Below are 11733 nucleotides of genomic sequence, written 5' to 3'. Positions count from 1 at the left end.
TTAGACGTTGCTGTCGGCCATCAAGCGCACGACATCGTCCAATGACGCGCCGCCGAGAATGGCCGCCACCGGAAGATCGCGGTTCAATTCGGCCCGGACCCGCTTGCGGAAGTCCAACGCCTGCAGGGAATCCAGGCCGAGCGCGACCAGCGGCACGGAGCTGTCGATGAGGTCGAGCCCATCGGTGCCCATTACCTTGCCCAGTTCCACCCGCACCTGCTCGGACAGCGAACCGGCGGACGGTTCGACCGCCTCCGGCAGCACGGCCGCGACGGGAGCGGGCGCAGCCACAACCGGCACGACCGGCGCTGGCACCGAGTCCACCCGCGCCAGCACATCGGTGAGCAGCGGACCCCAGCCGACGGCCGAGATGATGTCGTTCAACTGCGGCCAGTCGGCGGCCATGACAATGCGATTGCCGGGCCGACCGATCTCGGCGTACTCGGTGAAACCGATGGCGAGCGCATCACGCGGGTCCATGGACTGGCCGCCCGCGGCGGCGATCCGATCCACGCCGACCGCATGCAGTGGCCCCGCGAGATCCCAGATGCCCCATTGCATAGCAACGGCATTCGTACCCGCGGCGCGCAGTCGGCTGGCCAGCACATCGAGCATCCGGTTGACGCTCGCGTAGAGAATCTGCCCGCGACCGCCGAAGGTGGCCGCCGCGGAGGAGCAGATAATGATCCGAGCATCGGCGGCCAGCGGCAGCAGCCGCAGCAGGTGGTCGGTGCCGATGATCTTCGATGCCGCCATCTCGAACAGCTTCTCGCCGGTCACCTCGGCGAGTTCGGCGCGCACGTAGTTCACCGCGGCGTGCACGAGCATGGTCGCCGGTGTGTCCGTCAGCGCGGCGGCGAGATCCCGCACACTGGATGCGTCGCTGACATCGCATGCGACGACCGCGACCTCGGCCGCGCCGATCTGCCGAATGGCGCGCAATCGTGCTGCGACGGTGTCGGTCTCGCCGGACCGGCTCAGCAGTGTGATCAGCCGCGCGCCACGATCGGCGAAGTGTTCGGCGAACTTCAGGCCGAGCGTTCCGGTACCGCCGACGATGACGACATGCTCGAGCTCCGCGTCATCCGGAGCCCCGGCGAGCGGATCGCTGTCCACCTCGAGCCGCTTGGCGTAGAGACCGCCCGCACGCAGTGCGAGCTGCGGTTCGCCCTTGGCGTGCAGTGCCCGCACGATCGCGGCGGCCTGCGCCGGATCGGCATCGCCCAGGTCGAGATGCCGGAATGCGGTGCCGATATTCTCCAGACCGATGCAGCGGAATCCGGCGGAGACCGCACCGTGGAACAGCTGCGGTACCGGATCGTCGGCGACCGCGGATTCACCGCCGACGGTCACCAGCCAGCAGTCGGTGATGGTGGCGTCGAGCGCGGGGAGCCAGCGGGCGTCATAGAACCGCGCCAACTCCTCGATCGCGGCGGGTCCGTCCAGGTCGGGCAGCCGCGGTAGCAGCACGACGACCGAATCGTAGGCACCCGTATCGGCTGTTTTGTCGGTGTCGTAGACGGAGGCGCCGCCGCCGTGGTCGTAAGCCGCGGTGCACAGTGCCGCGGCGAGTTCGGCGCACTGTCCGGTGTGATCGACGATCAGCATGGTGCGCGGCGACACCAGCGAGCGACGCTCGAGCCGCACCCAGCGCTCCGCCAGACGAGTGGCGGCATGTTCGGAGCGCACCGGTTCGGGGGTCTCATTCGTTCGGTAGGCGGCCCACAGCCGCTGTGGATTCAGCACGGTGTTGGGGAAGTCCCGCAGCGGCAATCGCACTGCACCCGAATCGGATTCGACCTGCAATGCATCCCACCGATAGTTCAGATCGTGCACCGCGACGGTCGCCAGATTGCGCGTGAACTCCCGCAGCCCCGTCGCGCTGCGCAGCGAGGTGCCGATCACCCGGAACTCGCGCTGCGGCGATGCCGGATCCCGCGGCACCGTGCTCAGGTTTTCCTGAATGGCCAACTGCAGCATGGGATGTTCCGACATTTCCACAAAGGTGTCGACATCAGCGGTGGCCGCCGTGATCGCCCGATCGAACCGGACGCGATTGCGCAGATTCCAGTACCAGTACTGGTCGTGCCGTAGATCGGGCGTAATGGCGGTGCCGAGCGTCGCTCCGTAGCAGAGAATTTCGGTCGCCGCGAAGTGCGCGCCGCTCATCTCGTCGCCGAGCACCGCCTCGAGTACTTCCCGGTACTCGCTGACCACCGAGGTATGCGCCGGATAGGCGACGCGGATCTCCTTGGCGAACCGACCGCGCGCGGTCGCGGTCGCCACCATATCGACAATGGTCTCGCGGTCACCCGAAATGGCCAGGATGTGCGCCGAGTTGATCACCGACAGCTCGGCCCAGCCCGAATGCCTGGCCAGCAGCGCCTCACATTGATCGCGGTCCATGCCGAGCACGGCCATCGAATAGCCGCGCGGCGCAAGCTGATCGACACACAGCGCCCGATGCGTCACCGCAAGCACCGAATCGCGCAGCGTCATGACCCCTGAGGCCGCACCGGCCGCCAACTCCCCCTGGCTGTGTCCGATCGTCGCGGTGGGTGCGACACCGGCCGCACGCCACATCGCGGCCAGCGCGAACATCTGGAACATCAACGCGGGCTGCACCACTCGCACGGCGTCCGCGAACTGCCCCTCGGTGCCGAGCAGATAGTGCAGCGGCTCCCGGTGACCGAACCGATCCTCGAAGATCGCGGCGCATTCGTCGACCGCAGCGCGGAACGCGGGCGAGACGTCGTAGTAGAGCCTGCCCATTCCGGGGCGCTGACTGCCCTGGCCGGGGAAGACGAATCCGATCCGCCGAGCCGCGGCCACGCCGCCGGTGGATACCACTGCGGGATGTTCGGCATCGGCGATGATCGACCGCAGCGCGTCGCGGAGTTCGGCACTGGTCTCGACCATGGCGAGTGCCCGGCGCCGCCGCGCGACCCTGGTGCGAAACAGCGTGTCCGCCACGCGATCCGGACCGACGTCGGGATGCCGTTCGAGATACGACAGGATCGCCGAGGCCTCGCCGCGCAGTCCATCGGCCGTATCGGAGGACAGTAGGACCGGGATGGTTCCGTCCGGAAGTCGGTATTCAGGCATCGATATCCTCCAGCACGGGCATCGCCAGGATCGCGTGTGCATTGGTGCCCGCGACACCGAACGAGGACACCGCGCCGTAGCGGAGGCCGTCGACCGGCTCCCAGGGTTCGAGTTTTGTGGCGAGCCGCAGGCTGGTGGCATCCCAATCCACCTCGGTGGTGGGGTTTTCCGCGTAGAGGCTCGGCGCTATCTGCCCGTTCGCACCGCTGAGCAGCACCTTGATCAAGCCGAGCAGCCCCGAGGCGGCCTGTGCGTGACCCATATTCGACTTCACCGAACCGAGCAGCGGACCGTCTCCGCCGCGATTGATATCGCCGTACACCTGCGCCAGGGCGGTCAGCTCGAGCGGATCGCCGACCGGTGTTCCGGTGCCGTGCCCCTCGATGAGCCCGATATCGTCCGGCCGAATTCCCGCCGCGGCCACAGTCTTCTCGATCAGCCGCCGCTGCGCCGATGCGCTCGGCACGGCGATGGGTGCGCCCTTGCCATTGTGATTGATCCGGGTCGCCAGCAGTCGGCCGTAGATCCGATGGCCGAGTTCGCGTGCGCGCGATTCGTGTTCGATGACCACCACACCGGCCCCCTCGCCCCACAGCGTGCCGGTTGCATCGGCGGCGTAGGAGCGGCAGTGTCCGTCGGCGGCCAATGCGTTGTTCTTGGAGAACTCGAAAAATGCGGCTGGCGAACCCATTACGCACACGCCACCGGCCAGCGCCCAATCGCACTCACCCGCGCGCACCGCATGTGCGGCCAGGTGGACCGCGGTCAACGCTGAGGCGCATGCGGTGTCGATGGTCACCGACGGCCCGACCAGCCCGAGGCTGTGCGAGATCCGGCCCGCCACCGCGCCGAGCGCCGTCCCGGTCACCCGGTATCCGGTGTACTCGGTGACCACACCGCCCTGCGGACCGTATTCATTGATGGACGCGCCCATGAAGCAGCCGACCTCGACGCCGTCCAGCGCGCCCGGATTGATGCCCGCGTTCTCCAGCGCCCGCCAGGCCACCCGCAGCGCTACCCGCTGCTGCGGATCCATGGACAGCGCCTCGCGCGGGGTGATGCCGAAGAACATCGGATCGAATTCCGTTGCCTCCGCGAGGAAGCCACCGGCGTCGGCGACCCGGCTCCAGCCCTCGCGGCGATGCAGCGAAAGCAACTCATCGATCGGCCATTCCCGATTGCGCGGGAACGGTCCGATGAGTTCACGCGATTCGGCCAGCGCGGACCAGAATTCGGGCAAAGTATCGATACCGCCCGGCGCCTCGACGGCCATACCGGAGATGACGATCGGATCCATATCCGGGCTCATCCGACCCGATCCAGTTCGGGCGCCAGCAATTCCGCGATACCGGTGGCATTGTCGTTCAGGTAGAAGTGACCGCCGTCGAAGACGGTGACATCGATCTCCTGCGCACTGTGGTTGGACCAGGCATACAGCTCACGCGGGGTGATGAAGTGATCCTCGGCGCCGCCGAGCACATGAATCTTGGCCTGCACCTTGACATCCACCGGGCAGGTATAGGCATCGAAGGCCCGGTAGTCGGCCTTCACCACCGGCAGCGCCATCCGCATCACCTCACGACTGCCGAGCACATCCGCGCCGGTGCCCTCCAGCGCGCCGAGGTGGTCCAGGATCTGTTCGTCGTCGCTCGGATGCGGCGGCAGATCGACGGCCCGGCCCGGTGCGACCGCGGCGGAGGGCGCGAGCAGCCGCACCTCGATTCCGGCTGCCTCCGCGGCGCGGACCAGCTCGAATGCCACCATCGCGCCCATGCTGTGGCCGAAGACGGTGAGCGGCAGACCGCGATTGTGTGCCGAGGTGCGGAATTCCGCGAACGCACCGGCGGCGAGTTCGGGCAGCGTGCCGAGCGCCGCCTCGCGGGCCCGGTCCTGACGACCCGGATATTGGAAGATCAGCACATCGAAGTGCTCGCTGAGCACCTTCGAGAACGCCCGATAGGTGGAGGCGCCGCTACCCGCGTGCGGGCAGATCAACAGCGGTGGGCAATCGACGGAGCGGGGCCGGTGGAATTGCCGGATCCATCCGAGAGTTGCTGGCATTTCTTGACTCCTGCGCTTCCGCCGGACGTTGCCCGGCGCGATGGTCGCGCGGGACAGCGTCATTGGTCGGCGGCGTACAACACCCCCCGGCTCGCTGCACTGATCTGATTTCTGAACGGTCGCCCGATATTAGCGTAGGCTACCCTAACAAGTCCACTGATTCGCGCTCCGCCCTCACTGATCGGTGAGATATCCACCGCGCGTGAAGAATTCGGTGGCCGCGTGCTCGACACCGTCGGCAGTGCGGATCCGGGTGATCACCAGCCCGCGATTGCGACCCCGATGCGCCTCCTGACCGCAGACCACCGCGCCGCCACCCTCCTGCACGATCACCCGGCCGGGCGTGCCGCCATAGCGCGCCTCCGAGACCACGGCCTCGAGCACCTCGATCCGCTCGCCGCGGTAATAGGTGAATGCCCGCGGATACGGCTCGGACAGCGCACGCACGAAACGCTCGAGGTCCACCGCCGACCACATCCAGTCGATTCGACTGTCCCGCTCCGAGCGCTTGTGGAAGTAGGTCCGCTCGGACTTGCGCTGCGGCTGCCACTGCGCGGTACCGGATTCGAGGGCGTGCAGCGCCTCGGCCAGTGCGTCGGGGATGAGTTCCATACCGCGCAGCACCAGTTCGGTGCCGGTATCGGTGGGCCCGATGGCAAGCGACCGCTGCACCAGGATGTCGCCGGTGTCCAGCCCCTCGTCCATCCGGTGCACGGTCAGGCCGGTTTCGGATTCACCGCTGATCAGCGCCCACAGCACCGGGGAGAATCCGGTGAATTTGGGCAGCAGCGAATCGTGCAGATTCAAGGTGCCGTGCGGGGGCAGGTTGTAGAGCTCGGCGGGCATCCAGGTGTACCAGCTGTTCACCACGATGACATCCGGCTCGGCCCGCTTCACCAGGTCGATGGTCTCGGCATCGGCCCGCTGCGTCAGATGCACCGGAATGCCGTGCTCGCGGGCGAGTTCCTCGACCGAATCCGACCAGATCCCCTTATAGGAGTCCGCACTTGCCGGATGCGTGACCGCGAGCACGACCTCGTGCTCGGAATCGATCAGGGCCTGCAGGGTGCTGCGACCCCAGGTCTGGAAGCCGAAGAAGACAATGCGCATGGAAACCTCACGTAGCTGAATTAAGGGAGATCAGGCCGGTCGCGCGGCCACACCACTCCGCGCACCGACGACCTGACGCGCCGGGGCGGTGCGCAATACCCGATCCGAAAGTTCGCCGAGGCAGCTGAGATTCGGGAATCCCGGCCCCTGTGCGATGGCCGCCATATTCGGCAGATAGAGCTTCGCGTCCAGTCCGGAGACCGCCAGGTCGTAGCCGATCGCGGCCTCCAGCCTGGTCTGGGTCAGCGGTCCGCCGACCGCGAGTTCGAGCAGGTCGGCGGCGTTGGCATCGAAAAGTTCCAGGAACGACAGCGGCTGTCCGCCGGTGGCATCGATCACCAGATCGAAGGTGTGCACGTGATCCGGGCGGCGGTCGTTGCGCAGTGTCATGGCGACACCGTCACCCTGTTCGGCGATCCGCACGACCCGGCCCTGCAGATGGTGCACGCGATTGTCGCCGATCACGCTCTCCTGCACGCGAACCGAGAAGACGCCGCGGTCGGTACGCCGGATGACATCGCGGCGTTCGTCCATGCTCAGCGTGTTCCATTTGGTCGGATCGCTGAAAAGCGCGTTTTCGAAATAGCTTTCGCCGCGGGTGTAGATCGTGGCCTTCGGCGTGATGACCGAGATGGTGAGCATGTCGTGGCGGACCAGCTCGTCCAGGGCCGAGCCCGCGGTCTCGCCGCCGCCGATCACCGCGGCCCGCGAGGAGACCGGCAATGCGCGCTTACCCGCCAGATCCCAGAATTCGGCGATGCTGAGCACCCGGGGATGTTCGGCCAGTGCCCGGCGGCTGTGGCCGGGGCCGGTGATCATCAGTGCGTCGGTATCGATTTCGGTGGTCACGCCGTCCGCGCCGGTCAACGAAACCAGCCAGCCATCGGCCGCCGCGGCGACCGAATCCACCGTCCCCAGCACCAATTCGAGATCGATCGCGCGGGCCACCCACTGCAGGTATTTGGCCCACACGTGATGCTGCGGGCTCGGGCGGCCGCGATCGATCCACTCGGCATAGGTGCCGTGTTCGACCAGGAACGAGGTCCAGCTGTAGGCCATCATCGCCTCGTCGATGGCGCGGTTGTGCCCGCGCGCCCAGGTCGAGCGGTACGGGAAACCGATGTCCTTCTCCGGACTGGTGCCCAGCCGGTGCTGTCCATCGGTCCAGCCGCCGCTCGGCAGCCAATTGCCGCCGACCGCATGCGCCTCGACCACGATCACGCGCGGGGCCGCGAGCCCCAACTTCCGCAGGACGTGCGCTTTAGCCGCCACCGCAAGGGCTTTCGGCCCAGCTCCGACCACCAACAGTGTGTCCACGGTTCTCCTGCGTTCGATCAAGGGCGGCAACCCAGGGTCACCTAACTTCTCGCTAATAGCTTTGCATAGGCTTACCTTATATTGCACTGCAGTGCCAGTCCCCGGGACGGATGCACTACCGCACACGAACGATTGGAAGTATCGATGTTCAGCACCAGAAACAAGCCGGTGGCGCGCGCCGCCACCGCGGTGTTCTCGCTCGCCGCGGCCGCCGTGATCGGCGCATTCGGCACCGTCGCCACGGCGGTTCCGGCCACTGCCGCGCCCATCGGCGCGCCGATGCGGACCGCCGCACCCGGCGTGGGTGAGCTGAAGGCCAAGCTGCAGCTGGTGTTCAACACCGGAGCCGGGCGCTCGGCCCGCGCGGCCGAACTCGAAGCGGGCGAGGCCGGTCTCGGCCTGGTCGATCAGATCGGCACCGTCATGGCCGGCGCCCCGTCCAGCTTCCGCTGGGATGTGCTCGGACCGGTCAATGTCTCCGGCGATCTGCTCAACGCCCAGCTGACCACCGCCATCGACGGCTGGAACCCCTGGTACTTCGACCTGTCCTGGAGGCAGATCGACGGCACCTGGAAGCTGACCCGCGAGGCCGAATGCACCCTCGCGGGCGTCGCCATGCTCCCCTGCAACCTGTAATCACCGGCACCACAGGCGAGTCGGCCCCGAGGCGAACGAATATCTCGGGGCCACACGGCTTTTCGGCGGTGCTATCGCGCCGCCGATCTCCCATGGCGGCGGCGCGGCGGATATCCGGACACCTGCGACACCCAAGTGTGTTTAGGCTAACCTTATCTCCATGGGCAGAGGTTTCGAAGGGTTGATGCTGAAGGCGTGGCGTGCCGAGGACTACCGGCTCACGGTGACCTCGACCGAGTACATCAGCGATAAGTACCTGCGGCTCGGCTTCCAGGCGGGCGGACTGCTGGCGGATCATCCGGTGCATCCGACCCAGTGGGTGCGGCTGTGGATTCCGAATGGCGAGCGCGAACACCAGCGCGGCTACACCCTGGTCGATCCCGATCCGGCCGGGGACAGATTCTCGATCGAATTCGCGGTGCACCACGGCCCCGCCTCGGTATGGGCGCAGAATGCCGCGGTCGGCGATGAGATCGATGTGTCGGTGCTGGGTTCGGACTTCCAACTCCCCGATCCGCTGCCCAGTGAATTCGTCATCTTCGGCGACACCGCCTCGCTGCCCGCAATCAACTCCCTACTCGATGCCATCGGCGATATTCCGGCGCGGGTATGGCTGGAATGGCAATACGAATCCGATTCCGGTCTGCCGGTGCGCAATAAGCCGCACCACCGGGTGACCTGGGTGCAGCGCGTCGACGACGGCCGACTGCTGCGCGAGCAGGCACAGGAAATGGACTGCCCAAAGGACGCCTACGCCTGGATCGCCTGCGACGGACACACCACGCGTTCGATCGTCAAGGCGCTCGAGACCACCCACGGGCTGCCGAAGACCTCGATCAAATCCCGCGCCTATTGGAAGTAGCCGGGCCGGAGCAGGCGTAGGGTGCCTCGCCATGAACAGCGGGACAGACGGCGAGCAGTTGCAGGCCATGACCAGTACCGCCGGATACGGCGAGGCGGCCGAGGCTCTTGCCGAGCAGTACGAGAGCGTGACCTTCACCGAGGTACATCGCGAGGTGCTGCACCTGTTCCCCACCCGGCCGAGCTCCGTGCTGGATATTGGGGCGGGCAGCGGGCGCGACGCGGCAGCGCTGACCGCCCGAGGACACCGGGTCGTCGCCGCCGAACCCACCGCCGAGCTGCGCGCGCTGGGCCAGCGCCTGCATGCCGACCAGGAGATCGAATGGGTCGATGACGCGCTTCCCGCGCTTCCCGGGCTGGCTGCACAAGAGCGCCGCTTCGATCTGATCCTGCTGACCGCAGTCTGGATGCATCTCGACGAACGACAGCGCGCCTCGGCCATGGCCCGCCTGGTCGGCCTGCTCGAGAGCAAAGGCCGGGTAGTCCTCTCCCTGCGTCATGGTCCGATTCCGGTGGGCCGCCGTATGTTCCCCGTCTCCGCCGAGGAGACCATCGGCCTCGCCCAGAGCCACGGCCTGAACGTCGTCCACGAAGCTCAGCGTGAGGATCCACACGGACGCCCCGGAGTTGCCTGGACCTGTCTCGGCCTGCAGCTCGATGCGGAATGGGAACTTCCTGGCATCACCACCCGGCAGTAACCGCCCGGCATTCTGGAGTCGACGGCGAAGTCGCGTTTGGGTTCGGCGTGTTGGTTGCGCCAGCGGATGTAGGTGGCCGATGTCGGCGATCTCGTTGATACACAACACATCCAGCAACATTCCGATACATTCCTCGGCAAGAAGATCATCCTCCGGGATGACCCCACTCGCTACTTTCTGGCGACGTATCCGCCCCACCCGATACGCGATGCTGATGCTCGAATTCGAATCGCCGCCGCAGCACGCTGAGCCCGGTGGCGCGGAAGCGAGCGGGCAATGTCGATCATCGATGGAGTCATAGCCGCCACTGCCATCCTTTTCGCGATGGCCACGGCGGTATTTCCCAGGCACGTCGCGCGCGCCATGCCGGTGGTGTTGCCGCTGCTGGTCGTCGGCTGCCTGGTCCAATTCCTATTGGAGAACTTCTACTGGCAGATGGTGCCGAGCTATCTGGCCATTGTCGCCGCGACGCTGCTGGTCTTCAGCCGATCGCAGCGTAGCGCGACGATACTGCGCGAGCTCGCGATCACCGAACCGCCACCGGCCGAGCGGACGAAGCACCAAATCCCCGCCTTCATCGCGCCCGTGGCCGTCGGTCTGCTCGCCGTGCTCGCCATTGTTCCGTGGAGCGTTCCGCCCGTTCCCACTCTGCCCGAGCCGTCCGGCCGATACCGCGTCGGCGCGGAGATCTTTCGCTGGGTCGATCAGCAAAGGCCGGAGACGGCAACGGATTCCACTGCGGACCGGCGCAATGTCATTGTGCAGGCCTGGTATCCGACGGAGTTCACCTCGGCACGGCAGTGGGTCTATATCGACGGGCTCGACCGGCTGCCGAACCGAGTCACCCAGATTCCCGGTTTCCTCATGAGCAACTACGGGCGGATCGATACCCACGCGTACGCCGATGTGCCGATCAGCGCCGAACGGGCGCGCTGGCCGGTGGTGCTGTTCTCACCCGGATACGGCGCTCCCCGCGCGTTCTACACGGGATTGGTCAGCGATCTCGCCAGTCGCGGCTTCGTCGTACTCGCCATCGACCATCCCTATGAGGTGGCCGTCACCGAACTCGCGGACGGCTCCGTCGCAACCCCGATCGAGGATTTCCCGGACAACGACGCGGACGGCGAGCGGTATATGACCGGACAACTCGAAGTCCGCAGGGGCGACCTGCGTTTCGTGGTCGATCAGTTGGACCGGCCCGAGGCGATGGGCGTACTGGCGGGACGGTTGGATACCGATCACATTGCCGCAATCGGACATTCGTTCGGTGGCGCGAGCGCGGTCGCGGCAGCGGCGGATGATCCCCGGATCAAGGCGGCGGTGAATATCGATGGCACCCTCTACGGCGATCTGCCGAACCACGCATTGCCACAACCGTTCCTGCTATTGGAGAGCGATCACGCCGAGACCGGCCACTCCATGAACTACCTGGACCGCAATCGCGATCTCATCCAGCACCTGCGCGCAGGCGGTTTCCGCTACGAAATCGCCGAGGCCAACCATTTCGGCTTCACCGATGTCCCGTTATTCCTCGCCGCACCAGTACGATTCGCCGTCGCCCAATTCACCGGCGGTGAGCGAGGTCCGGTGGATACCCAGCGCGCGGCCAACGACATACTCGCGGCCTTCCTACAGGGGCCGCTCGGTGGAACACCCGGGGATGTTCCGGCCGCTGCGGCCCAGCACGCCGATATCCGCGGCGGGCCGGTCTCCTAGACCGCACGGAATGGCGGATGCTGTGCGAGTAGGCCCTCGCCTTTCCGGCCAACGCGACGCTGACCGGCTAGTGCCGCGCCCAGCCAGCCCTGGGCCGGGTCTGTCGAACGTAGTCGAATGGTGGTCGCACAGGCCGGCGGATTCACGTGGTCGATGCAACAGTGGTTGATTGGGTGAGTATGTCATCGAGGATGTGGGCGGGGGTGCGGAAGCCGTGGCGTTTGCGGGG

10 protein-coding genes are annotated in these 11733 nt (G+C 66.6%); 5 read left to right on the top strand and 5 right to left on the bottom strand.

Going from position 1 to position 11733, the window contains the following annotated elements; all coding sequences use genetic code 11:
- From nbtC to ABZW16_RS05945, 5 genes are all read right to left on the bottom strand, one after another.
- On the bottom strand, positions 1 to 3105 hold the full coding sequence (nbtC, locus tag ABZW16_RS05965) for a nocobactin polyketide synthase NbtC (protein WP_354952672.1): 3105 nt from the start codon (positions 3103 to 3105) through the stop codon (positions 1 to 3).
- On the bottom strand, positions 3098 to 4414 hold the full coding sequence (locus ABZW16_RS05960) for a polyketide synthase (RefSeq protein ID WP_354952670.1): 1317 nt from the start codon (positions 4412 to 4414) through the stop codon (positions 3098 to 3100). Before ABZW16_RS05960 ends, nbtC begins: the two co-directional genes overlap by 8 nt.
- The gene (locus ABZW16_RS05955; protein WP_354952668.1) at positions 4411 to 5166 is read right to left on the bottom strand and encodes an alpha/beta fold hydrolase; all 756 of its coding nucleotides are present in this window, start codon (positions 5164 to 5166) and stop codon (positions 4411 to 4413) included. Before ABZW16_RS05955 ends, ABZW16_RS05960 begins: the two co-directional genes overlap by 4 nt.
- A gap of 174 nt (positions 5167 to 5340) precedes the next feature.
- Positions 5341 to 6276: a methionyl-tRNA formyltransferase gene (locus ABZW16_RS05950; RefSeq protein WP_354952667.1), complete on the bottom strand. Its 936-nt coding sequence runs from the start codon at positions 6274 to 6276 to the stop codon at positions 5341 to 5343.
- A gap of 30 nt (positions 6277 to 6306) precedes the next feature.
- Positions 6307 to 7593 carry a SidA/IucD/PvdA family monooxygenase gene (locus tag ABZW16_RS05945; RefSeq protein ID WP_354952665.1) on the bottom strand — a complete coding sequence of 429 codons (1287 nt, stop codon included), beginning with the start codon at positions 7591 to 7593 and terminating at the stop codon, positions 6307 to 6309.
- A 144-nt stretch (positions 7594 to 7737) separates the two neighbouring features.
- Here ABZW16_RS05945 and ABZW16_RS05940 point away from each other — a divergent pair, with 144 nt between their 5' ends.
- The 5 genes from ABZW16_RS05940 to ABZW16_RS05920 all read left to right on the top strand — a co-directional run bounded on the left by ABZW16_RS05940 (position 7738) and on the right by ABZW16_RS05920 (position 11504).
- The gene (locus tag ABZW16_RS05940; protein ID WP_354952663.1) at positions 7738 to 8229 is read left to right on the top strand and encodes a hypothetical protein; all 492 of its coding nucleotides are present in this window, start codon (positions 7738 to 7740) and stop codon (positions 8227 to 8229) included.
- A 160-nt stretch (positions 8230 to 8389) separates the two neighbouring features.
- Positions 8390 to 9091 (top strand): siderophore-interacting protein, encoded by a 702-nt coding sequence (locus ABZW16_RS05935; protein WP_354952661.1) that lies wholly within the window; start codon positions 8390 to 8392, stop codon positions 9089 to 9091.
- Positions 9092 to 9122: 31 nt separating this feature from the next.
- The gene (locus tag ABZW16_RS05930) at positions 9123 to 9788 is read left to right on the top strand and encodes a class I SAM-dependent methyltransferase (protein WP_354952659.1); all 666 of its coding nucleotides are present in this window, start codon (positions 9123 to 9125) and stop codon (positions 9786 to 9788) included.
- 72 nt (positions 9789 to 9860) lie between these two features.
- The gene (locus tag ABZW16_RS05925; RefSeq protein WP_354952657.1) at positions 9861 to 10037 is read left to right on the top strand and encodes a hypothetical protein; all 177 of its coding nucleotides are present in this window, start codon (positions 9861 to 9863) and stop codon (positions 10035 to 10037) included.
- A 27-nt stretch (positions 10038 to 10064) separates the two neighbouring features.
- Entirely contained in the window at positions 10065 to 11504 is a 1440-nt protein-coding gene (locus tag ABZW16_RS05920) for a dienelactone hydrolase family protein (protein WP_354952655.1), read from the top strand.
- The last annotated feature ends 229 nt before the right edge of the window (positions 11505 to 11733 follow it).

Source organism: Nocardia sp. NPDC004604 (assembly GCF_040609795.1).
Lineage (GTDB): Bacteria > Actinomycetota > Actinomycetes > Mycobacteriales > Mycobacteriaceae > Nocardia.
Note: the sequence above shows the minus strand (reverse complement) of the source record. Positions and strands in the feature narration are given on the sequence as shown.